Genomic DNA, 24,606 nt, shown 5'->3' on the forward strand with positions numbered 1-24,606 from the left:
GAGCATGAACGACGATGATCGGATTCTTGATGTCTGACCACTCTCAGGTAGCTCACCCGGCGGTATCGGGCGGTGCCGATCTGGACGCAGCGCTCCCGGCGACGGCCGCTCAGCGTGAGGTGTGGGTTGCTCAGAACGTCGATCCGAGCAGTCCGGTCTACAACATCGGACTTGTCGTCGAGGTCGACGGCACGATCGACGTCGAGCGCGCGGCAGCGGCGATCGAGGCCAGCGTCGGACGCGTCGAAGCGCTGTTCGTGCACTTCGAGGTCGATGCCGACAACCAGCTGATCCAGGTGCCGATTCCGGATGCGCGCTGGGACGTGGAAATTCTCGACCTTCGGGCCGAGGCGGATCCCGATTCGACTGCGCAGTCGTGGATGGACACCGACATGGCTCGGGTCTTCGGTCCGGACGATCTGCTGTTCCGCCAGGTGCTTCTGCTGACCGCTGACGACCGAGTCATCTGGTATCAGCGCTATCACCACAGCGTGGTCGACGGGTACGGCATCTCGCTCATCGTCGCCGACGTCGCCGAGCGATACGACGATCCGAATCTCGGGACTGCCGCGCCGCAGTGGTCACTCGACGCCGTGGTTGCAGCCGATCTGGATTACCGGAACTCTCCGCGATTCCAGACCGACCGTCAGTACTGGGTCGAACGCGTTGAATCGGGACCGGAAGCGACGCGGATTCTGCATGGGCAGGTGGATGATTCGCTGCCGCCGATCTCGGCGATACTCACGCTCGACGCTGATCGCGCGGCACAGCTCTACCGCTATGCGGCCGACGCCGGGATTCGACGAACTCGCCTGCCCATGGCCGCGCTGATCGCGTACATCGCACGAACCACCGGAAAGCACGACGTTGTCGTCTCGGTACCGATGGCCGCTCGGGTGGGGCGCAACATGCGTCGCACTCCTTCGATGGCGTCGACGATTTTGCCGCTGAATATTCGGGTAGAACGCTCGGAAACCATCGGCCAGTTGGCAACTCGTCTCGACACCGCCCTGGTCTCGATTCTCAAGCACGGGCGCTACCGGGGAGAGGATCTCGCTCGCGACATTCGGGCGATCGATCCCGACCGTCAGGTCTTCGGTCCCGGCATCAACTCGATGATGTTCGAACACACACTCACCTTCGGCGGATGCCCGGTGCGCGTGCGTAATTCGGTAACCGGTCGAGTCAGTGACCTGGATCTGAGTGTGCGCGGTGGTCAGGACGGGGAGCCGATCGAGATCGACGTCCGCGCCCCGGCCGGATTCGACAGGGAGTTGGCCGATCACACCGCCAGAATCGAACAGTTCCTCGATCGATTCGTAGCCGAGCCGCAGCTTCCGATCTCGGCACTCGACCCCATGTCGCTCGCGGAGAGAGAACTCGTGCTCCACGGGTGGAACGACACCGCAGAGCCGCAGCCCGTGACGACGGTGCCGGATTTGTTGCGCAGCAGCTTCTCTGCCGATCGGGGCGCCGTCGCCGTGGTCGACGGCGATATCCGGCTGACCTACGGCGAACTCGAAAGTCGGGTATCACAGCTCGCCGCGCACTTGATCTCTCGCGGTGTCGCGACCGAAACCGTTGTGGCGATCGGCCTTCCGAGATCCGCCGAGATGGTGGTGGGGTTGTTGGCCGTCATGTGCGCCGGCGGTGCCTTCGTTCCGCTGGATCCGTCATGGCCCGCAGAGCGCCGCGAATCGGTACTCACCGATGCCGGTGCCACACTGGTGCTCACCTCGGACGGTGTAGACGACTCCGTTCCGGTCGATCTCTCCGCGTGGGCGTACGAGGACGGGCCCTCGGACCTGTCCGAGACAATGACCTCCGACATTCGTATTCACGGTGCCCAACTCGCATACGTCATCTTCACGTCCGGTTCGACCGGACGTCCGAAGGGCGCCATGATCCGCCACGAGGCAATCTGCGCAAGGTTGCTGTGGCAACGGGAGCGGATTCTCGGGTTCGGGTCCGGCGATGCCTCCTTGTTCAAAGCCCCACTCTCGTTCGATATCTCGATCAACGAGATCCTGCTCCCGCTCGTCTCCGGCGGTCGATTGGTGATCGCGAAGCCCGAGGGGGAACGCGACCCGCAATACCTGCTCGACCTGATCGCCGGAGAATCGGTCACCTTCGTCTACCTGGTCTCGTCCATGCTCGACATACTGCTGGACCTGGCGAACGAGACCGATCAGCTCGATTCGTTGAAGCACGTGTGGTGCGGCGGTGAGGTTCTCACGCCTGAACTCTTCGACCGGTTCCGTGCCCAACTGTCCACGACGCTGTATCACGGCTACGGCCCGGCCGAAGCGACCATCGGTGTCTCCCATGTGATCTACCGCGAGGACGCGGAACGAATCGCCACATCCATCGGTCGCCCGAACCCCAACACTCGCCTCTACGTGTTGGACGGCGACCTGCAGCCGGTTCCGATCGGCACCGGCGGCGAACTCTACGCCGCGGGCTTCCTGCTGGGACGCGGATACGTGGGTGCTTCGGCACTGACCGCATCTCGTTTTGTCGCGGATCCCTTCGTCTCAGGTGATCTGGCCGGATCCCGCATGTATCGCACCGGTGACTTGGCCAGATGGACCGACGACGGCACCCTCGACTTCCTCGGACGCACGGACAATCAGGTGAAGATCCGCGGCATGCGCCTGGAACTCGAGGATGTCGAAGCCGCCGTGATTTCGCACCCCGCAGTGCGTCACGTGGCAGTTCTGGTGCGCCAAGCACCAACCGGTGCAAAGTATCTCGCCGCCTACGTGAGCGCAGCGTCGGGGACGAACCTCGCGATCGACTCACGTGAGCTTCGCGAGTGGGCTGCGAGCAAGCTGCCCGACTACATGGTCCCGACCACCGTCACCGTCCTCGGCAAGTTTCCGCTCACGGCAAACGGCAAACTCGACCGTCGCGCGCTACCCGAGCCCGATCTCGCCGAACTGAGTGCACATGTCGCTGCGAGAAACGAAGTCGAACAACAGTTCTGCACGTTGATCGCGTCGGCAGTCGGCCTCGATTCGGTCGGCGTTACCGACGACTTCTTTGCACTGGGCGGCGACAGCATCGTCGCGATCTCACTCGTGACCGCGGCTCGTGCTGCCGGTTTGTCGATCAGTCCTCGCGAGGTGTTCCAACTGCGCACCGCCGAGGCTATGGCGCGTGCCCAGTCCTCCCGAGTGGCTGAGATCGTCGACCACGCGGACCAACCGATCGGCCACGTAGCCACGACGCCGATTGCCGCCAGGGTTCTCGGAGTGTCGGACGCAGTACGAACCTTCCACCAGCGAGCGCTGATTCAGACGCCGTCAGCCTTGACGTCCGAGCATGTCCAGGCGGCGCTCGACGCCCTGGTGGCGCGCCACGATGCACTTCGTGCGACGTTGACGCCCGAAGGAAGACTGCTCGTCCCGGAGACAAACGAAGTGGCTGTGGTCTTCGAGACCCGTGCACTACCGGCACCGCTCGAAGAATGCGGACCGCTGATCGTCGCCGAGACCGAGCGAGCTGTCGGCCGACTGAATCCGGCCGACGGCACGACGGTCAGCGCTGTTCTGTTCCGCCCTGTGACCGGTCCCGGACGGCTGTTGCTTGTCATCCACCACGCGGTGGTCGACGGCGTCTCGTGGCGCATCATCCTCGAGGACCTCGCGCGCGCCGGCATCGCAGCGATGAATGGCGACGAACCCGCACTCGCTCCGGTCGGCACGTCGGTGCGAAGGTACGCCGAACTCGTCTCGGATGCGGTCGGAGCCGGGCGACTGGACTCGGAAATCGAGTTCTGGGACTCGGTGACGTCCGCACAACGGGCATCTCTCGGCCGTCGGGCACTCGACCCGGCAGTTGACCTCGCGCGCACCGCTGCAGCGCGGTCGATCACCCTACCTCCAGAACTTGCAGATCAGCTGTTGGGCAGTGTCCCACGGGCGTTCGGAGCCGATGTGAGCGAAGTGCTGGTCACCGCACTTGCCGTGGCGCTGACCCGTTGGAGCGGTGCCGGATCGGTGACGATCGACCTGGAGGGGCACGGACGCGACGAGGACATCGTTCGCGGTGACGGCGCTGCGCACGTCGACCTGACTCGTACCGTCGGATGGTTCACCACAGTGTTCCCGGTGGCGCTCGAGATCGGTACAGCCGCTCCGGATCTCGAAGCGAGCGGCGAGTTGGCGGGGGTTCTCAAGAGCGTCAAGGAGCAACTTCGACGCGTCCCCAACGCCGGCTTCGGGTACGGAGCATTGCGATACCTGGGCAGCTCGGATCAGTTGGGTAGCGTCGCAGCGCCGGAGGTGGTGCTCAACTACCTGGGACGTACTGCCGCAGCGGAGGGGGACTGGTTCCCGGTGTCGATGGACGGTGCTGCCGATCCGTCCATGCCGCTGGGACACGCGTTGTCTGTCGACGTCGTAGCCGAGGATGCCGCCGGTGGACCACGACTGCGAGCCACCCTGACCTGGGCGTCGAACATCTTCCTGCGTAGCGACATCGACAGGTTTGCGCGGTTGTGGCTGGACTCGCTCGAGGCCGTGTCCGGGCTCGCAGCCTTCGGCGGAGCCACACCCTCGGACTACCCTCTGGTGGCGCTCGCTCAGGCAGACGTGGACGGGTTACCGAAGGCTGAAGAGATTCTCCCACTCACTCCGCTGCAGGAAGGGATCTACTTCCATTCGGCGTTTGCCGATCCGGGGGCCGATCAGTATGTCGTGCAACAGGTTGTGGAACTGACCGGAGCCGTGGACAGTGCGGCGTTGCGCCGCGCGCTGCAATCCGTCGTCGATCGGCATGAGGCGCTGCGCACCGGATTCTCGGTCCTGGGTGACGGCCGGGTCGTGCAGGTGGTGCACCCGAGCGCTGTCGTGGAGATGGCGGTAGTCGAGGTGGCCGGCGCCGATGTCGATGAACTGCTTTCCGCCGACCGCGCGCGCGGGTTCGACCTGGCGCAACCGCCGCTCGTCCGTTACACGCTTGTCCGTGCCTCTTCGGAGAAGTACCTTCTGCTGCAGTCGATTCACCATGCGGTCGCAGACGGATGGTCGGTTCCGGTGATGCTGCGGGAGCTGATGGCGTCGTACAGCGTTGGCGACTCCGGCGTGGTGCTCCCGACTCCGGCGCCGTACCGCAGCTATCTCGAATGGTTGGCCGGCCACGATCACGAGGCCTCGGCAGCGGTGTGGAGAGAAGCGCTGAACTCTCCCGGGCCCGCGGTCGAACTTCCCGCGCCTAGCGCGGGCAGCAGCGGCGTCTGTGCCACCCGAGTCGAGCTGTCCGACAGTGATACTCGCGCACTGGCGATCAACGGACGCTCCCATGGCCTGACGCTGAGTACGCTCGTGCACGGCGCCTGGGGGCTGGTGCTCGGCCGAATGACCGGCCGAACAGACGTGCTGTTCGGATCGACCGTATCGGGACGCGGTGGAGACCTGCCCGGCATCGAGTCCATGGTGGGCTTGTTCATCAACACCGTGCCGGCTCGGTTGCGGTTCGATCCGGCAGAGACAGCCGCGCAAGCGCTTTCCCGTTGGCAGAGGGAACAATCGGAACTACTCGACCATCAGTACCTGGGGTTACCCGAACTGCGACGGACCGGCGGACTGGAGCAGGACTTCGAATCACTCGTCGTGTTCGAGAACTATCCACTCGGTGACACGGCAATCGCTGATCCGACGAACTCGGTGCGACTGACGGGAATTCGATTCGACGAGCGACCGGCCTACCCGTTGACCCTGATCGTCGTCCCCGGCGATCGATTGGCGTTGGAGCTCAAGTACGACGCTGCTCAGGTGGACGGCGATGCCGCTGCGTCGCTGGCCGAAACTCTCGCAGTCGTACTCACCGAGCTCTCGCGCGATCTCGATCAGGTCATCGGCCGGATCGCGCTGGCACCCGCACAGCCGGGGAGCGTCGGCACGGCCTTGGATCGGCCGCGCGCAACGCTGACCGAGCTGCTGAAGGATCAAGCCGGGCGTACGCCCGAAGCCACCGCAGTGATCTTCCGTGAAGAGTCGTTGACCTACGCCGAACTTCACTCTCGTGCTGATCGTTTTGCGCATCTGCTGCGCGAACGTGGCGTCGGACGCGAATCGTTGGTAGCGGTTGCCTTGCCTCGCTCTCTTGATCTGATGGTCGCGATACTCGGCATCGGAAAGGCCGGGGGAGCATACGTTCCCCTCGACACCGGCTACCCGGCGGAGCGGCTGACGTACATGCTGGGTGACGCCGATCCTGTGTGCGTCGTGGTGTCGGAAGACTCTTCACTCGATTCGGGTTCGGTTCCGCGGGTGACGGTATCGGAGTCGGCGCAGTTCCCCGCCGATCCGCTGAGTGTGCCAGGATCGCCCGCGGATGCCGCGTACATGATCTACACTTCGGGTTCGACCGGTCGCCCCAAAGGCGTTGTGGTCAACCACGAGGGTGTGGTCAACCGATTGCTCTGGGCACAGCAGATACGTCCGATGGACGTCTCCGACCGGATGCTGCAGAAGACCCCGTCGAGCTTCGACGTCTCCATTCCCGAATTCTTCTGGCCGTTCCTGGTGGGGGCAACTCTCGTGATGGCCGAGCCGGACGGGCACAAGGACCCTGGCTATCTGGCCGACGTCATCGTCGAACATTCCGTGACCCGAGTGCATTTTGTTCCGTCGATGCTCGACGTGTTTCTCGCGGAGCCGAAAGCAGCACTGTGCTCTTCGCTCGAGATCGTCAACTGCAGCGGTGAGGCACTGCCCGTTCACGTTGCACGCAAGGTCTCCGAGATCCTGCCGAATACTCTGGTGGACAACCTCTACGGCCCCACCGAGGCCGCCGTCGACGTCAGTTGGCAGCCGTCGGTGCAGGAAACTCCGGCAGACGCCGTCAGCGTCCCGATCGGCGCACCTGCCGCCAACACCGGCCTGTTGGTTCTCGATCCCTACCTGCAGAACGTCCCGGCCGGTGCCACCGGTGAGCTCTATCTGGCAGGGCCACAACTGGCACGTGGTTACCACGGACGTGGGGGATTGACCTCCGAACGATTCGTGGCGAATCCGTACAGCGACGGCGGCTCGCGGATGTACCGGACCGGTGACATCGTGCGGTGGAATGCCGACGGCGTTCTCGAGTACCTCGGCCGTGCCGACGAGCAGGTGAAGGTTCGTGGATTCCGAATCGAACTCGGCGAAATCGACGCGCAATTGGCGCTGTGCCCCGGAGTCACGGCAAGTGCCGTGATCGTCCGAACCGACGGTCCGAGCAACCGCGCGCAGGTGGTCGCCTACCTGGTCGGAGATGCTGATGATGTTGCGGTTCGAGCTCAGTTGTTGTCAGTGCTACCGGAGTTCATGGTGCCAAGTGCCTTCGTGCGGCTCGAGTCGCTGCCGCTGAGCCCGAGTGGCAAGCTCGACCGAAAAGCACTACCTGCACCGGATTTTGCGGCACAGGTGGGCGACTTGACGGGAGTGGTTTCCTCGGGCGTTGCAGACCTCCTCGCCGGGCATTTCGCGACGGTTCTCGGACTGCCCCGTGTCGGGGTGCGCGACGATTTCTTCACTCTCGGCGGCGACAGTATCCTGGCGATCCGACTGGTCAACCTGGCTCGTCGTGATTCGGTAGTGCTGACCCCGCGTCAGATCTTCGAATTGCGCACTCCCGCTGCGATCGCTGCAGCGGTGGGTGATGTCGCCACCTCGGATGCCACCGTCACGGCCGACATCGGCGTGGGTGAGCTGGTTCCGCTGCCGGTGGTTCACCGCTTGTCCGAATGGACGGGTGGTACCGACCGCTTCAACCAGGCAGTTCTGATCCACTCTCCGGCAACATCTCTCGGTTCGATCACCGGCGCATTGCAGGCCGTGCTCGATCACCACGACGGACTTCGCCAAACCTTGATCCGACATGACCGCGGGATGTGGTCGGCGCGGATCGAGGAACCCGGTAGTGTCCGGGCAGCGAACCTGGTCGAACGCGTTGATGCTCGGGGACTGGATGACTCCGAGTTGCGAAGACTCGTCACTGAGCACTCTGACACTGCGACCAGTCGATTGGATCCGTCTGCAGGGCGGATGGTCTCGGTGGTCTGGTTCGATTGCGGCGCTGAGAGTCTGGGCAGACTCGCGATAGTCGCGCACCACCTGGTCGTGGACGGGGTTTCCTGGGGAACCGTGCTCGAGGATCTCGCGATGGCCTGGGTGGCAGTCGAAGCCGGAGAGCCCGCCGCACTGGATGCCGTCGGAACTTCGCTCCGTACCTTCTCCCGTACGGTGGCCGAACACGCATACAGTGCTCATCGATTCGCCGAACTCGATCACTGGCTGACCGTGACCGCTCCGGGCGCGCAGTTGATCCCCGACGCCGCGGGCGATGCCGTCGTATCCGGAGGCTCGAGGCGCACGGTCACGGTGGACGGAGCAATCTCCGAGGCAGCACTTGGATCGGTTGCGGCAATGGTGGGTGCCGAGGGAACGGATGTTCTGTTGGCAGCGCTGACGATGTCCGTCGATCGCTGGCGCCGCTCCACCGGCCGCAGTGAGCACGAATTGCTGGTCGATCTGGAAAGGCACGGCCGGGAGGAGTTGGTGGCGGGCATCGATCTGTCGCGAACAGTCGGCTGGTTCACCACGATTGCCCCGATGCGACTGCACGGCGGAATCGACCCGGTGGACACGCTACGCGAGGTGAAGGAGAGCCTGCGGGCGGCTCCGGACGGCGGTATCGGCTACGGGATGCTGCGATACGTGAATGCCCGCACGGCATCGACATTGGCGGGGCGCTCCGAATCTCAGATCCTGTTCAACTATCTCGGACGTACGACGACAGCTGGATCGACAGCATGGTCCTTGGCAGCGGAATCCGAAGCCTTGTCCACCGATCCCGACGCAGACATGGGAGGCCCGTACCGACTGATCGTGAATGTCGTCAGCGTGGATTCGGGGCTCCGCGCCGAGTTTGCCTGGGCAAGTGAAGATTTGTCCGAGGAGGACGCGCAGTCACTCTCCGACGGCTGGGTTTCGGCCCTCGGCGATCTGGCGGCTGCGGCCGCGCGTCACGCCGGGCCTCCCATTCTGACCCCGTCCGATGTGACGTTGCTCGACCTGAGTCAGACCGAGATCGACGCGATAGCCGATGCGAGTCCGGCAGGTGTCAGCAGCATCCTCCCACTCTCACCGTTGCAGGAAGGCCTGTACTTCCAAGCCGGCTACGCGGGCAGCAGCGACAGCAGCAGTGGTGGGGACATCTACACGGCACAGTTCTCGATGGACTTCGGGCACACCCTCGATGTCGACAGGTTGGCTGCGGCCGCCCGGACACTTCAACGACGAAATCCCACGTTGCGAGCGGGTTTCGTGAGCGAAGGGCTGAACGAGCCGGTGCAGTTCTTCAGCGCTGGACTCGATGTTCCGGTCGTCGTCCACGATCTCCGTGAACTCGACGACTCGGTTGCTCGTGAGCGTGCCGAGGCCGTCGCCGCCCAAGACCGAGTGACGCCATTCGACCTGACCGCGCCGCCGCTGTGGCGTATGAGTGTGCTGCATCTGCCCGGCGGCCAGGATCGTCTGGTGATCAACAGGCAGTTCCTGCTGTGGGACGGCTGGTCCAACGGCCTTGTCGTCAGTCAGCTTCTGGCGCTTTACGATACCGGCGGCGACGACAGCGCATTCGGCGAACCCGAGGGGTCGTTCGAGACATACCTCGCCTGGTTGGCCGATCGCGACGGTGCAGCCGCCGACGAGGGGTGGCGCGGAGCGCTCGCAGGACTCGAGGAGCCGACGCTTGTTGCCGAGCCGATGCCCGGCGTCGAAGTTCAGCTTCCGGATCGCCGCGATGCGGTTCTGTCGGAAACGCTTTCGCGTGTGTTGCGTGAGCGCGCTGCCGCGTCCGGCGTCACGTTCAACACGGTACTGAATGCAGCGCTGGCCCTCGTGTTGGCGTCGGCCACCGGTCGACAGGACGTCGTCTTCGGCTCCACGGTTGCCGGACGGCCGCCGGAGGTACCGGGAATCGACACCGTGGTGGGCATGTTCCTCAACACCGTTCCCGTTCGGCTGCAACTGGATCCGAACGAGAGCGTCGAGGAACTTCTTCGTCGGACACAGGCGGATCGACTTTCGCTGATGCCGTTCGACTACCTCGGTTTGGCATCGATCCAGCGTGTTTCCGAGCATCGTCAACTCTTCGACGTGCTGATGGTCCTGCAGAACTTCGTGGACGAGAAGCAAGTCCACGCGCTCAACGCCGCTCACGACGTGAGTGGAAGCGACAGTATCGATCACACGCACTATCCGCTGACCGTCGTGGTCACACCGGGTGCCACCGTCAACGTCAAGTTCGAGTTCCATCCGCATCTGGTGACCGCGCGCCGGGCCGAGGACCTACTGGGTCACTTCGTCGACCTGCTGCAGAGTTGGTCGCAGGACATGACGGGATCGGTTGTTGCGTCTCCGGTTCCCGCAGTAGCGCAGCAGACGCAGATCCGGGAGTTGCCGGAGCGCACCATTGCCGACCTGTTCGAAGAAGTCGCGTCGGCGCAACCGAACGACACGGCACTCGTGTTCGGGAAGCGCCGGATGACCTACGCCGATCTCGACGGCGAGATCAACCGGATGGCGCGGTTGCTGATCAATTGCGGCGCCGGCCCGGAAAAGATTGTCGCTCTTGGCCTACCACGTTCTGTGGACATGGTCGTCGCGCTCTTCGCGGTATTGCGCACGGGTGCTGCCTACCTACCCCTCGAACTCGACCATCCGGCCGAACGGTTGGCCGTGATGATCGACGACGCGGATCCTGTCGTGTTGCTGACAACCGTTTCGGCCTCACCGAGGTTCGAAGGTGCGGACGTCCGCACTATCGTGATCGACGAACCCGATACAGCAGCAAGGAGACTGACGATCTCGGCGCGGGCGCTCTCCGCGTCGGAACTCGGAGCATTCGCTCCGGGGGCACCGCATCGACTCGACCACCCCGCGTACGTCATCTACACCTCCGGTTCGACCGGCAAGCCCAAGGGCGTGGTCACCGGTTACCGTGGCTTGACGAACATGCAGTTCAACCACCGCGAGGCGATTTTCGAACCAGTGATCGCCGCGGCGGGCCGGCGCCTGCGGATCGCGCACACCGTGTCCTTCGCCTTCGACATGTCGTGGGAGGAACTTCTGTGGCTCGTGGAAGGCCACGAGGTGCACATTTGCGACGAGGATCTGCGTCGTGATGCCGAGGCACTCGTTGCATACTGCGACGCACTGGACATCGACGTCGTCAACGTGACACCGACCTACGCGACGCACCTGATCGACAGCGGGCTTCTCGACGACGGTGTGGGACACCACCGCCCGCCGTTGGTCCTGCTCGGCGGTGAAGCCGTTCCGGATTCGGTGTGGAACAGGCTGCGCGACACCGAGGGAACCGTGGGGTACAACCTCTACGGTCCGACAGAATACACGATCAACACGCTCGGTGGCGGAACGTTCGACAGTGACACCCCGACCGTCGGCAAACCGATCTGGAACACCGCCGCGCATATTCTCGACGGCTGGCTGCGTCCGGTCCCCGATGGAGTTGCCGGCGAACTGTACATTGCCGGAGCCGGTTTGGCTCGCGGCTACCTCGGACGCTTCGCGCTCACGTCCGAGCGCTTCGTCGCAGATCCGGCTGGGACCGGAGAACGTATGTACCGCACCGGGGATCTCGTGCGGCGACGCGGTGACGGCAACCTGGACTTCCTCGGCCGCACCGACGATCAGGTGAAGATCAGAGGTCACCGCATCGAGCCGAGCGAAATCGTCTCCGTTCTCGAATCCGACGAACATGTGCGGCAAGCGGCAGTGGTGGTCGACGTCGGGGCAGGTGGAGTCAAGAGGCTCGTCGGCTACGTGACGCCCGTGCGACTCGGCGCCGGGCACGACTACCGCGCGCAGGCGCGAGTTCTCCTACCCGACTACATGGTTCCGGCCGTGGTGATCGAGGTGGAGACGCTACCGATGACCGTCAACGGCAAGCTCGACGTCAAGGCACTGCCCACCGCTGATTCGGTGCTGGGGGAGCGGAGTGGGGAGTCGATCGCACCGCGTAACCACACGGAAGAGGTCCTCTGCGACCTCTTCTCCGACGTACTCGATGTGGGCGATATCGGGGTCGACGACAACTTCTTCGACCTCGGTGGGCACTCGCTTCTGGCCACCAAGCTGATCAGTCGAGCTCGGATCGCCATTCCGAACAGTCTGACCATGCGTGATCTCTTCGAAGCGCCGACGGTGGCGGAACTTGCGGAACGTATTGTGGCCGAGCAGGGATCGACGCGACCGGTGCTGGTAGCGAAGCCGCGGCCGGACCACCTTCCTCTTTCTGCCGCTCAACAGCGATTGTGGCTGATCGGACAGATGGAGGAGAACTCCGCGGCCTACAATTTCCCGATCGTGCTCCGTTTGGACGGCGCACTGGACGCGGACGTCTTCGCCGCGGCGCTCGGCGACGTCGTGGAACGACACGAATCCCTGCGTACGGTGTTCCGGTTGGTGGACGGATCGCCGGAGCAGATAATTCTCGAATCGGCGACGATTCCGGTCGAGACAGTTCATCGAGACGAATCCGGTGTCGCCGGTGAAATTGCCGTGGCAGTGGGTCGTCCGTTCGACCTGTCTGACGAGATTCCGATCCGCGCACGTCTGATCCGGGTGGACGGCGACGAGGTGGACGGTGCCGTAGTGGTCGTGATCGTCCTGCATCACATCACTACGGACGAATGGTCCGATCGGCCATTCCTGCGCGATCTGATGTCGGCCTACTCCTCTCGGATCCAGGGCGAAGATCCAATTTTCGAACCGCTTCCGGTTCAGTACGCGGATTACACTCTGTGGCAACGGGAATTGTTGGGCAGCCCTGACGATCCGTCGAGCATCCTGAGCACGCAGTTGGACTTCTGGGCGAAGAGTTTGGACGGAGCCCCCGAAGAACTGCTGCTTCCCGCCGACCGGAGTCGACCGGCCAGACCGAGTTTCTCCGGTGGTGCAGTGGTGACACGGTTGGGCGTGGAGACAACTGCTGCACTGCGAGATCTGGCGCGCGAGAGCCGGAGTTCGATGTTCATGGTTCTGCACGCGGCGTCGGCGGCGTTGCTGACTGCGCTCGGAGCGGGTGAGGACCTTCCCCTCGGCGCTCCCGTCGCCGGACGTAGTGAGCAGGGACTCGACGAACTGGTCGGCTTCTTCGTCAATACGATTGTGCTGCGCACGGATACGTCAGGTAATCCGACGTTCCGGGAGTTGGTGGATCGCGTTCGCGAGGGAGATCTCGAGGCCTTCGCCAACGCTGACGTTCCCTTCGAAACGGTGGTGGAGCGCCTCAATCCGTCGCGTACTTTGGCACGTAATCCGCTGTTCCAGGTCATGGTCGGCTATCACAGCCGGGAGGAGACGGGCGGCGATTCGTTCGAACTCGAGGAGTACACGGCCAAGTTCGATCTGGTGTTCAACTTCACCGAGTACCTCGGCGACGAAGGCTGCATCGACGTCCGGCTCGAGTACGGCAGCGACCTCTTCGATCGCGAAACGGCACAGCGAATTTCGAACCGATTGGAATCGGTGATCGCGGCCGTCGTGGAATCGGCCGACATCGAGATCGGTGATATCGACATCTTCTTGCCAGGCGAACTCGAACAGGTTGTCACCTCGTTCAACGACACCGCCGTCGACGTGCCGGAAGAGACGTTCTACGACGCTTTCGCGCGTGGAGTCGTTGCTACGCCCGAGGCGATTGCGGTGCGCGACGAGGCGGGGCAGGCCACGTACCGCGAACTCTCCGAGCAGTGTGATCGGATCGCCGGCGTGCTGTATCGCCGCGGAGTGTCGGTCGAAGACGTGGTGGGGCTTGCCGTCCCGCGCTCGGTGGAAATGGTCGCGTCGGTCCTCGCCGTGCTCAAGCTGGGGGCCGCGTATCTACCCCTGGATTTGAGTCACCCGAGCGAGCGCATCACATACATGCTCACCGATTCCCGCGCCTCGGTACTTCTGTCCACTGCGGAGGAAAGCTCGCGGATCGAGGATGTGGTCGGCGTCGAGCGAATTCTCCTGGACGATCCGCTGATCCGTGCGGAACTGGACGAGGCAGTGATCGTCGAAACTCCCCGGCCACCAGTTGGCGTCAGCCACGCTGCCTATGTCATCTACACCTCGGGATCGACCGGCAAGCCGAAGGGAGCCGTCCTCTCCCATGACGGTATTCCGAGTCTTGTTGCCACAGCTGAGGTTCGGATGCGACTGGTACCGGGTTCGGTGGTGATGCAGTTCGCTTCGGTCGGCTTCGACGTCGCGGTATTCGAGCTGGCGATGGCACTGTGCACGAGCAGCACCCTGGTGATCGTGCCGCAGAATGCACGAGTTGCCGGTCCGGCGCTGACCGATTTCATGACGAGCAATCGTGTCACCCACGCGATCATCCCTCCCTCGTTGCTGGCCGCTCTGCCGGCAGGATGTGAAGTGCCGCAGGGCTGCACCGTGTTGGTCGGAACCGAGACGGTGCCACCGGAGCTGATCGGGCGATGGGCGGAGCGGCTGAATTTGCTTGCCGCGTACGGACTCACCGAAGCCACGGTGAACAACACACTGTGGCAGGCGGAACCCGGTTGGAACGGTCCCGTGCCCATCGGAATCCCTGACCCCAACGAACAGGCGTACGTGCTCGACGATCAACTCCGTCCGGTTCCGCCGGGAGTATCCGGCGAGCTGTACATCGCGGGACGCGGCCTGGCGAGAGGCTATCTGGGCCGATTCGATCTGACGGCACAGAGATTCATCGCCGATCCCTTCACCGCGGGCGATCGCATGTATCGCACCGGGGACCGCGCGCGGTGGCGCGCTGACGGGAACATCGACTTCCTCGGCCGCGTCGACGATCAGGTCAAGATCCGCGGTTTCCGAATCGAGTTGGGCGAAATCATCGGAGCTCTCAGTGCCCATCCTTCGGTGAAGCAGGCAACGGTCGTCGCGGATCGGCAGGGCGAAATCACGCGCCTGGTCGGTTACGTGTCACCGGAACCCGGTGTCGTCGTCGACACGACGGCAGTGCGGAACCTCGCGACAGTGTCGTTGCCCGACTACATGGTTCCGACCATGGTTGTCGCCCTTGACGGTCCGCTGCCGTTGACGCCCAACGGAAAGCTCGACCGCAAGTCGTTGCCCACTCCGGACTGGTCGGAGCTGGCGGGTGATGTTGCTCCTCGCACGGCAGTGGAGTCCACGGTTGCGGCTGCGTTCGCGGAAATCCTGCAACTCCCGAGTGTCGGAGTCCACGACAGTTTCTTCGAACTCGGCGGCCATTCGATGGCTTCGATGAAACTGGTCGGTCGCATTCGTGAAGCGTTCGGCGTGGACGTCAGTATTCGAGACGTATTCGACGCGCCGAGTGTTGCGGAGTTGGCGGCCGTCGTCGCGCGTTCGGAAGGTGGGCGTCCGATCCTGGCGCCGGCGGTGAAACGTCCCGAGACGATGGGTCTGTCTGCGCCGCAACGTCGTCAATGGGAGTTGTTCCGCGCGTCCGGCGCGCAACCGCAAGCAAGCCACGCTCTGGCGCTGACCCTGAAATCGAAGATCGATCCGGAGGTTCTCGGGCACGCCTTGGACGATGTGACTTCGCGGCACGAACCCCTGCGGACCACCTTCGTCGAGGTCGACGGCATCGTCGTGGCAAGAGAATCGGTGCGTCCGACTGTCGATGTGGTCGATGTCGGCGCCGGCGATGTGGGTCGAGTGGTGTTCGAACTGGCTCAACTTCCGATGGATCTGCGTGAGCAATCACCGTTGCGGGTTCATCTGGTGCTCGGTGAAGACGGCTCTAGGACACTGCTTCTCGTCATGCACTACATCGCCGTCGACGAGTGGTCAGTAGTGCCGCTGCTGGGAGATCTGGTCTCTGCTTATGCAGCCCGGTCGCAGGGAGATCAACCGGTTTGGGACGAGCTTGCATTGACGTACGCCGATTACACCGTGTGGTCGGACGAGCTGTTGGGAGACCCCCGAGACGTCGACAGCCGTGCGTCGAAGCAACTTACATATTGGCGGGATGCGCTCGACGGAATACCGACCAGTGTGAATCTTCCGTTGCCGGAAGGTGACTCGGAGCCTCGAGGTGACGTGATCGCCGTCGACATCGACGCGGGTCTGCACGCCGGAATCGACGCCCTGGCTGCGCGCACCGGCACGAGTATGTTCATGGTCCTGCAGGCCGCACTGGCCAGCGTTCTCACGAAGGCCGGCGCGGGTACTGATCTTCCCATCGGTTCATTGGTTGCGGGCAGGTCGGATCCCCGTCTCGAACCGATGATCGGATCGTTCTTCAATGTTGTTCTCCTGCGCACGGATACGTCCGGTAGTCCGACGTTTGCAGAATTGCTGGCTCGCATCCGGGAAAACAATCTGGAAGCGCTGAGCAATCAGGACGTCTCATATGTGTATGTCGAGCAGGCGCTGGGTAATCCGGCGTCCATGAGACCTCAGGTGATGGTGATCCATCACCAGCAGGCGGATTTGGACGGGCTCGGCGACTTCGGTTCTCTCGTACCGATTCCGGTGGGAGTGCCCGATGCGGATGTGACGTTGAGTTTTTACGAGCCGGTAGGCGATGGGCCTGTCTTTGCAACTCTCGGGTTCCGTGCCGACCGCGTCGATGCGGGTGCAGTCCGCGTATGGGCAGGTCAGTTGGTCGACGTGATCGAGGCTGCAGTCGCCGCCGAAGGGGATGACGCGAGCGAGGGGGCGAAACTATGACATACGTCGCATCGCTCCGTGGGGTCGACCGCTATACGGGGGCTCACAGTGTTGATACCCTCACCTCATTAAGGGTAGCCTTTGCTACTTACTTCGGGACATCGATTGGCGGCCGTACCAGGTCGTTCCGTCGGGGATGGACTACCTGTAATGAGTGAATCACCAAGAGACTCCAGCGCCGAACCTGCCATTGTCGACATCGTCGGCGTCGGGTTCGGTCCGGCCAACCTCGCGTTGGCCATTGCTGTCGAAGAACACAATGCAAATTGTGCGGCCGTTGATCGGGTGAACGCGCGGTTCTTCGAAAAGCAGTCTCAGTTCGCGTGGCATCCCGGGATGCTGCTCGACGGTGCCACCATGCAGATCGCGTTTCCGAAGGATCTGGTGACGTTCCGGAATCCACAGAGCGGATACAGCTTCTTCTCGTATCTGTTCGAGCAGGGTCGACTGGTCGACTTCGTCAACCACCAGACCTTCTTCCCCACGCGCCACGAATTCAACGACTACCTGTGCTGGGCAGCTCGACGAGTCGACGCGGACGTGCAGTTCGGTACAACCGTCGACGGGGTCGAGGGCATCAAGAACTCCGACGGCGTTGTCGATCGCTTTGCGGTTCGCACCGCCGACGGTGAAACGGTGATCGCGCGCAACATCGTTGTCGGAGCCGGACTGAAAGAGCGGATCCCGGAGTGGGCGACGCCTTCGTCGCGGTGCTTCCACAATCACCAGTTCCTCTTCCATCTCGAAGCAATGCCGGAGCCCGTACACAACCGGTTCGTCGTTCTCGGCGCCGGCCAGAGTGCCGCGGAGATCGTGGACTACCTGCACGCGAACTACCCGAACGCCGAAGTTCACAGTGTTTTTGCCCGTTACGGCTACAGCCCGGCAGACGACAGCCCGTACGCGAACCGCATCTTCGATCCCGAAGCCGTCGATCAGCTGCACGGTGCAGACGCCGCGGAACGACGCCGACTGCTCGATCTGCACCGCAGTACCAATTACTCGGTCGTCGACATCGAACTGATCAACAAGCTGTATGCCACCGAATATCAGGAGATGGTTCGTGGGCCGCGGCGACTGTTCATGCGTCGGGCCTCGGAGATCACGAGTGCCGTGGAGACCGAATCCGGCATCGAACTGGCTGTCCGTAGCAATCTCGACGGCTTGACCGACACGCTGGCGTGCGACGCACTCATTCTGGCCACGGGTTTCACCCCGGCACCTCTGGACGATTTGTTGGGTGAACTCGTGCCGGATTCGTCCGTTCCGCGTAACGTCAGTCGGGATTATCGACTGGCTGTAACGGAGGACGTGACAGGCGGTATCTATCTGCAGGGTGGGACAGAACAGACTCACGGATTGACGTCGTCGCTGCTGTCGAACGTGGCAGTGCGGGCGGGGGAGATTCTGGCGTCGGTGCTGAGCCACCAGAACCGAACTGGTGCGCTTGCTAGTCTGGGCGCACAAGACACGTACGTAACGAGTGAGGCGAGATGAGCACTAACCCTTTCGATGACGAAGACGGCCGCTTCTACGTGCTGGTGAACGACGAGGACCAGCACTCGCTGTGGCCCACGTTTTCCGAGGTCCCCGCCGGCTGGCGAGTGGTGTTCGGTGAAGACAGCCGCAAGGCGTGCCTCGAATACGTCGAGGCCAACTGGACCGACATGCGTCCGAAGAGCCTGCGCGAGGCCATGGAAGCCGATCAGGCTGCCGGTGGAAAGCACGCAGTCGAGAGCTGATTCTCTCACCGCTCGGAACCCCCGAGTGAACAGAAAAGAGCTGGGCACCGTCAGGTGCCCAGCTCTTTCTGCTTGAACGACGCCTACTTCTCGGTGACGGGAACTCGACGCCTGCGCTTGCGGACCATCGGGCGACGTAGCGAGTCCACGCGCATCAGAATCCGTGGACGACGCAGCGTGCGCGCTCCCCATTCGCCGAGCGTGACGCCCGCGGCCAGGGCACAGCCGATGCCGAAGGCCGACAGCAAGGCAGTCAACCCGATCAGTACCTGGTCGTTGAGCAGCGCGTACAGGCCTCGGTACAGCGACAGACCGGGGAGCAGCGGAGTGATGCCTGCGACCGCGACAACCAGCGGAGGCGTCAGTGCGCGGCGAGCCATCAAACCACCGGCAAGACCGACCACGGTTGCGGCGATTGCGGCGGCGATCACGGGACCGACGTCGAGTGTCTGCACGAAGATCGACACACCACTGCCTGCCGCACCGCCCAGGAACGCCGCGGTGAGTGCACGCCGCTCGGCGTAGCAGGCGAGCGCGTAGAACACCGACGCACACGCACCGGAGAGCATGAGGATCGGCAACTGCGTGATGGTGGAGACTTCCACATTGATCGGTGGAAGCGTCGAACCCAACATCCCGGTCATTCGCAACGAGATTGCGACGCCCGCGATGATGCCGCCCGTCATCATCACCACTTCGAAGAATCGCGCGACAGCTGTAATGGGTGCACCCATGATCGCGTCCTGGACCGAGCCCACCAACGACAGCCCGGACAGTAGAACGACCACTCCGGCCGCGATGACCAACGACGGCCGGATACTGATCCCCAGCTGGTCCTGAAATGTATAGAGCGTGGCGGCGGGCGCAGCCGCGATGAGACCACCGACAACCTGCTGGAAGAAGAACGGTAATCCGAACCGGTTCAGTACGCGGTTGACTCGATCGATGACCATCGTCGTCAGAAACGCGACTGTAGCAACGAGGAACCCGCCGCCGAGCAGGACGGAGACCGAAGCCGCCATCGCAGCCCAGGCCATGGTCGCGGTCCATCGGTTGTACGGGTGCGGCGCCGTCGTGATGGCTGTGAGCGCGTCGTGCGCTTGGTCCGGTGTGATCGCCTCACGGCGGATACGACGTGTCAGACGGTCGACGGCCGCCAGCCGCGTGAAGTCCATCGAGCGGTAGTGGACGATGCGCATCGTGCTCGCCGGCGGTCGCGTCGGGCCGCGATAGGCAGAGAGCACAATCGAGTTGTAAGTGACGTCGACGTCACACTGGGCAAGGCCGTACGTGGCGGCGATGAACTGCACCTGCTCAGCGGTGTCCATGGCCGCGGTTCCGGATGCGAGGAGGACTTCGCCCACCCGAACCGCGAGGTCCAGGACCTCTGCGACGACGGCGTCGTCTGTCAGGTCGATCGGTTGAAGCGGTGCGGGAGCTGACGTGACCGTGTCGACGGTGGCTTGCCGGTTTCCCGTCAGGCGTGTGAGTACTTCGGTGAATTTCGCCATCAGGGGGCGGAGTGGGAGTTGCGCATGGGGCCCACGCTATCTAACGTGACCCGCGCGCGGCCACCGCGACGGCTTGGATATGATGGCTCCGCAAAGTCAGTCGCGGCAACGCGTCGGTCTTCGCCTCCTTAGCTCAGTGGTAGAGCACTCGCCTTGTAAGCGAAAGGTCGTCGGTTCAATCCCGACAGGAGGCTCCGAAAGAGGAGGCACTCACCAATGTGGTGGGTGCCTCTGTATTTGCTGAGGTGCCGATAGGCGCCCGGTTCAGTTGGTCTCGGGCTTGTTCGTAGCCTGGCGCGGGTCGATCGCGCCGTCGATGTACTGCTGGGCGATCACTCGCAGTTTGACGTTGCTGCGCTGCGAGTCCTGGATGAGAATGCGGAAGGCTCGGTCGGCGTCGACGTGGTGGGTGCCCATGATGATGCCCTTGGCCTGTTCGATGACGCCTCGCGATTCGAGTGCTCGCTCGAGGTCCATTGCGTGCTTTCTGGCGATGTCGAGGCGCTGCGAGCTGTGCAGCGCGTAGGCCGAGGTCACGGCGAACAGTTGGAGCAATGCCACGTCGGCGCCGGTGAAACCTCGGAGGTCGTGGCTGTAGAGATTGAGGGTTCCGAGCGGGCGTTCCCGGCCAGGCAGTGGCATGGACAAGAAGCTGACGGCGCCGACTGCCTTTGCCGCGCTTGCGAATTGAGGCCACCGGCTGTGGGCTTCGCTGGCATGTGCGCGGACAACGGTTCCCGTGCGTGACGACGTCACACTCGGTCCGTAGTCCAGTCGGAATTGGATCGAGTCGACGGTGCGAACAAGTTGGTGGGTGGCGGCGACGGTTCGGAATGTCGTGTCCGAACCGCCGATGGTAATTCCGGCCATGTCGGCGTCGGCGATGAGATCGACGGCATGCCTGCAGACTTGTTCGAGAAATTGCTCGGCCTGGGCATGTGGATCGAGGTGCGCGTACAGCGATTGCAGGGCGTCCGAGGCGGCGTCCAGGCTGTCCTGCGACGCGGAATTTCGGCCCCCGGTGGGGCCGCGGTGTCCTCTGGCGATGCGCGGCGCCGTCATTGTCTCAACCACCCTTCCCCATCACGTCGCAGGCATGTCCGATTCGTCTCATTGTTGCACCGGACTAACTGTTGTGCACTCTGTTTCGGTGGACAAGTGTCTGATGGGGCGGACGGTTATGTGAAGTGGTCTGCGTATGCCCAATCGTGATGTTTGATTCGGCCGTTAGCGGGTAGTGCGCCGATCTTGGAATTATGTTGTCCTGCAACAGTTAACGTGGAAACTGCGACTGGGGTACAAGTTTTCTCCGCAATGGCGCGCAGGTCACGAACTTGGCCTATTGTCAGCGCCAGCGCACAATCTTGTACGCGTAACCCGTAGACAGTGAAGGGGATACGACGATGAACGGACTGATCGCGGCTCTGAACAGTGGAATGACCGTTGGCTTGGCCAACACGATCCTGACTTTCGGCGGAATCATCATCAACCTCAATATCGTGATCAACAACTGACCGCGTAATCGGGGAGTAACCGTTTGTTATGCCGATTCGATCGGAAGGTCAGGCCCTGGGCGGTCGCTCTTGCTCTTGAGCCACCGATTGGGAAGTTTGCCGGCAAGTTCTCCGAGTGGACCGACTGCAGCGCTGAGGATTCCGACGGTTTCCTGAAGGACCTCGATGCTCGCGCTCATCCGCTCGAGGTTGGGGGCGAGGGAAGTCAAGGTGTCGGACAGTGCAACGATCTGGTCAAGCGGGCCGCCTTCGGCGATGAGCCGTTCGAAGGCCCCGTTCTCTGCCAGGAGTGTTTCGAGGATGCCGTTCTCGGCCAGTGCGCGATCGATGACACCGTCCTTGGCAGTCAGGCGTTCGACGGCACCGTCTTGCGCTGTCAGGCGTTCCAGCGGACCGTCCTCCGCCATCATTCGGTCGAGGAGACCGTCCGGCGCGAGCAAGCGTTCCAATGCGCCGTTCTCGGCGAGCACCCTATCCAGCGGTCCGCCGGGGGCAAGAAGTCTTTCGAGTGGTCCGCCGGGAGCGAGTAGTCGTTCGAGAGTGCCGTCGGGTGCAGTCAGTTTGTCGACCGGGCCGCCGGGAGAGAGAAGTCGATCGAGTGGCCCACCGGGGGCCAAGGCCTGCCCGATGGGCCGATCGTCAGCGGTGAGCGATGACAACTGCTGGATCATCTGCATGGGTCCGCGGGGGCTTGCCAAGCCGGCAGCACCCGCCGTCACGGCGCCGGTATTACCGACGGCGATACGAACTGTCGTGACCGTCAGCTCGGCGATTCCCAAACTGATCTCTGCGGCTGCAATGCCCGCGCGTAGGGGAAGCGTGAGCATCTCCAGCAGTTTCATGCGTTAACTGTAACCGGTAACACACAAACACTCACCAGGATCGCCGGTCAGTGAAGGACCTTCAGACCGACGACACAGCCGACGATGCCCAGGATCAGCAGTATCTTGACGATCGACGTGGACTCCGCGCCGGTGATCATCGCATATCCCACGGTCAGGGCGGCGCCGATGCCGACCCAGACCGCGTACGCAGTTCCGATGGGAAGGGTGCGCATTGCATACGCGAGGCCGGCCATACTGACGATCAGGCCGAGGATGAAGACAACGGTGGGTGACATCTTGCTGAATCCGTCGGACTTACCGAGTGCGGTAGCCCAGACAGCTTCGAAAAGTCCGGAAATGACGAGCACGATCCATGCCATGGTGAACAACTCCCAAGGCACCGTCTTTTCGCTGGCCGGGTACGGTGCGCTCGTCCGGATGTCGTCGTTGACCACCCAACCATAGCAACAGAATTCTGCGTTCCGACCCGATCAGCTGGCGATTTAGGTCACCACCGCCGTTCGAACTCTCTTCAGATGGATGGTCGACACGGACACCACGATCGTCGCCGTCGCAGCGAGAACAGTCAGAGGAATCGGCGTGTTCACGGCGGCCGGTCCGTGTTCGACGAGCACACCGGTAGACCACCCGAATTCCCGCGAGCCCGGGTCCAAGAAGGTCGGTGAAACCGAGAACAACGTGAAAGCGACGGGCAGCATCGCCCCGCTCGAGACTGCTTCGACGGCAACAGGCATGCATGACGTGACGGCCAGTCCCAGCGCAAGCGGGAGGATGAGGACGTAGGCAACCGTGGTCGGGGCGGCATCCAGCAATCCCGAGAGTGCAGTCACGGCAAGGAGTCCCAGCCCGAGTTGCGGCATCGGTCTTCTCCAGCCGACGACGACGCCCAACGCCAGGGCAGCAGCTCCCGCGGGCATCGCCCAGGTCCAGTCGGATGGAAAGGAAATCGAGCTGACCGAAACCGCGCTGACTGCCAGTCCGACGAGTACGAAACGACCGTCGTGTGGCGGCAACCGCCAAGCCAGTGCGACGGTAACGGCAACCGCCAATACCACCGCGATCACCCATGACCCAGGTGATGTCGTCGAGCCCAACCACACATAGAGAGCCGTGAATACCAGGGGCAGAACAACTCCCAGCTTCACCAGGCGTGCGTCGATGTCGCCCGGCTCCTGATTCGGTCGTGCGAGTGCGGCGACTCCACCCACGAGAAGAGTTGCGGCGAGCAGAATCCAGACGGGAACCGTGGACGGCACGGGGTAGGAATCGCCCGGAAGTGTGAGCGACCACCTGGGGACGCGATCGCGCCATAAGTCCGCTGCGCCGAAGTACAGGGTCGTCGTGGTTACGCCGAGTCCGAGAGCGGTTTGTGCTCCGCGGTGACCCTTCGTCGGAAATGCCGCTGCCGCGAGGAAAGCGCCTGCTCCGATTGCGTTCAGAGTCACCGAAATCTGGGCGGAGACGGGGACGAATGCAGGTAGCGCGATGGCGAGGGCGCCGACTACAGCGAAGACACTCGCGAGACCGCCACGTCCCCAGCGATGCAGTAGCGCTACGCCGACGGCCGCAACCACAGCGGCAGTTGCTCCCGCCCACTGCGGCGTGATCACCACCGAGATAACGCCGGCGTCGGAGAAGGAGAAGTCGTCAACTCGGGACTCGGCCACTGCGTACGCGGCTACCACGCCGCCGACCAGCGCGGACGCCACAGGACCGTAGAGCTGAGCGATTTGAACTGGGCTACGTTGCTGCATAATTCGTCGAATTTTTGCACAACTCGCCGATACGACTTATCGTCGCATCGCCGTGCGGATCAATCCACACCGGTTCCCCGTCTCGAAGTCGAGGAACCAGCAGATGGCGTCCTCGACTCGGCCACTGAACGAAGTCGTAGCCGGCCAAATTTGTCTGAACTGCGTCGGCGACCCACACCGCAGCGTCCGCGAATGCAGTCTCCATCGACAGTGCGTTGAAGTAGCTGAATCCGCTGATGTCACGTGTGCCTTGCCAGCCGATCGTGACGTTGTAGTCGCTGTTGATCGAAAATTCCCAGATCAAACGGTCGACAACAACTTCAGGTCCGAATCGCAGGCAACGCAGATCTTGGGCAACACCTGCGAGGGCCTGTGCCCAAGACTCCGGTGGCGCGAAGCCGGGATCCTCGCCGGTATCGGAGTTGTTGGTGAACAGAGGAATACGCCAGGTCAAGCACTCCATGTTCCACAGTGGGGGTAGTGACATGCCGCATCCTTCCGATTCGTGGGCCTGCA

9 protein-coding genes, 1 tRNA gene and 1 riboswitch are annotated in these 24,606 nt (G+C 63.0%); of the genes, 4 read left to right on the top strand and 6 right to left on the bottom strand.

Features of this window, described 5'->3' with window-relative positions; translation table 11 throughout:
• Positions 1–29 precede the first annotated feature (29 nt).
• The 3 genes from G9U53_RS09870 to G9U53_RS09880 all read left to right on the top strand — a co-directional run bounded on the left by G9U53_RS09870 (position 30) and on the right by G9U53_RS09880 (position 18,466).
• On the top strand, positions 30–16,724 hold the full coding sequence (locus G9U53_RS09870) for a non-ribosomal peptide synthetase (RefSeq protein WP_242692484.1): 16,695 nt from the start codon (positions 30–32) through the stop codon (positions 16,722–16,724).
• Positions 16,725–16,874: 150 nt separating this feature from the next.
• Positions 16,875–18,221 carry a SidA/IucD/PvdA family monooxygenase gene (locus G9U53_RS09875; RefSeq protein WP_007734359.1) on the top strand — a complete coding sequence of 449 codons (1,347 nt, stop codon included), beginning with the start codon at positions 16,875–16,877 and terminating at the stop codon, positions 18,219–18,221.
• Complete coding sequence (locus G9U53_RS09880) at positions 18,218–18,466, top strand: MbtH family protein (protein WP_003945538.1); 249 nt, start codon at positions 18,218–18,220, stop codon at positions 18,464–18,466. The genes G9U53_RS09875 and G9U53_RS09880 overlap by 4 nt, the downstream gene beginning before the upstream one ends.
• 83 nt (positions 18,467–18,549) lie before the next feature.
• On the opposite strand, the gene G9U53_RS09885 is transcribed toward G9U53_RS09880, so the two are convergent.
• Entirely contained in the window at positions 18,550–19,977 is a 1,428-nt protein-coding gene (locus tag G9U53_RS09885; protein ID WP_007734361.1) for a threonine/serine exporter family protein, read from the bottom strand.
• A gap of 122 nt (positions 19,978–20,099) precedes the next feature.
• Here G9U53_RS09885 and G9U53_RS09890 point away from each other — a divergent pair.
• Positions 20,100–20,171 (top strand) — tRNA-Thr (locus G9U53_RS09890).
• Positions 20,172–20,241: 70 nt separating this feature from the next.
• On the opposite strand, the gene G9U53_RS09895 is transcribed toward G9U53_RS09890, so the two are convergent.
• The 5 genes from G9U53_RS09895 to G9U53_RS09915 all read right to left on the bottom strand — a co-directional run bounded on the left by G9U53_RS09895 (position 20,242) and on the right by G9U53_RS09915 (position 24,577).
• Complete coding sequence (locus tag G9U53_RS09895; RefSeq protein WP_003945473.1) at positions 20,242–21,039, bottom strand: GAF and ANTAR domain-containing protein; 798 nt, start codon at positions 21,037–21,039, stop codon at positions 20,242–20,244.
• Positions 21,040–21,517: 478 nt separating this feature from the next.
• Positions 21,518–22,333, bottom strand: a complete 816-nt coding sequence (locus G9U53_RS09900; protein ID WP_003945831.1) for a hypothetical protein — start codon at positions 22,331–22,333, stop codon at positions 21,518–21,520.
• 47 nt (positions 22,334–22,380) lie between these two features.
• Complete coding sequence (locus tag G9U53_RS09905; RefSeq protein WP_058039307.1) at positions 22,381–22,695, bottom strand: multidrug efflux SMR transporter; 315 nt, start codon at positions 22,693–22,695, stop codon at positions 22,381–22,383.
• Between the two features lie 14 nt (positions 22,696–22,709).
• A riboswitch (guanidine-III (ykkC-III) riboswitch) is annotated at positions 22,710–22,775 on the bottom strand.
• 43 nt (positions 22,776–22,818) lie between these two features.
• Positions 22,819–24,090, bottom strand: a complete 1,272-nt coding sequence (locus tag G9U53_RS09910) for a hypothetical protein (RefSeq protein ID WP_058039185.1) — start codon at positions 24,088–24,090, stop codon at positions 22,819–22,821.
• Entirely contained in the window at positions 24,077–24,577 is a 501-nt protein-coding gene (locus tag G9U53_RS09915) for a hypothetical protein (protein WP_058039184.1), read from the bottom strand. The genes G9U53_RS09910 and G9U53_RS09915 overlap by 14 nt, the downstream gene beginning before the upstream one ends.
• Positions 24,578–24,606: the final 29 nt, after the last annotated feature.

Source organism: Rhodococcus sp. D-46 (genome assembly GCF_011290655.1).
Lineage (GTDB): Bacteria > Actinomycetota > Actinomycetes > Mycobacteriales > Mycobacteriaceae > Rhodococcus_F > Rhodococcus_F qingshengii.

What these genes read in the sequence shown, in the direction of transcription:
- G9U53_RS09875 (WP_007734359.1), top strand. Translation starts at nt 16,875, where the DNA reads ATGAGTGAATCACCAAGAGACTCCAGCGCCGAACCTGCCATTGTCGAC.
- G9U53_RS09870 (WP_242692484.1), top strand. Translation starts at nt 30, where the DNA reads ATGTCTGACCACTCTCAGGTAGCTCACCCGGCGGTATCGGGCGGTGCC.
- G9U53_RS09915 (WP_058039184.1), bottom strand. Translation starts at nt 24,577, where the DNA reads ATGTCACTACCCCCACTGTGGAACATGGAGTGCTTGACCTGGCGTATT.
- G9U53_RS09880 (WP_003945538.1), top strand. Translation starts at nt 18,218, where the DNA reads ATGAGCACTAACCCTTTCGATGACGAAGACGGCCGCTTCTACGTGCTG.
- G9U53_RS09895 (WP_003945473.1), bottom strand. Translation starts at nt 21,039, where the DNA reads ATGACGGCGCCGCGCATCGCCAGAGGACACCGCGGCCCCACCGGGGGC.
- G9U53_RS09900 (WP_003945831.1), bottom strand. Translation starts at nt 22,333, where the DNA reads ATGAAACTGCTGGAGATGCTCACGCTTCCCCTACGCGCGGGCATTGCA.
- G9U53_RS09885 (WP_007734361.1), bottom strand. Translation starts at nt 19,977, where the DNA reads ATGGCGAAATTCACCGAAGTACTCACACGCCTGACGGGAAACCGGCAA.
- G9U53_RS09905 (WP_058039307.1), bottom strand. Translation starts at nt 22,695, where the DNA reads ATGGCATGGATCGTGCTCGTCATTTCCGGACTTTTCGAAGCTGTCTGG.
- G9U53_RS09910 (WP_058039185.1), bottom strand. Translation starts at nt 24,090, where the DNA reads ATGCAGCAACGTAGCCCAGTTCAAATCGCTCAGCTCTACGGTCCTGTG.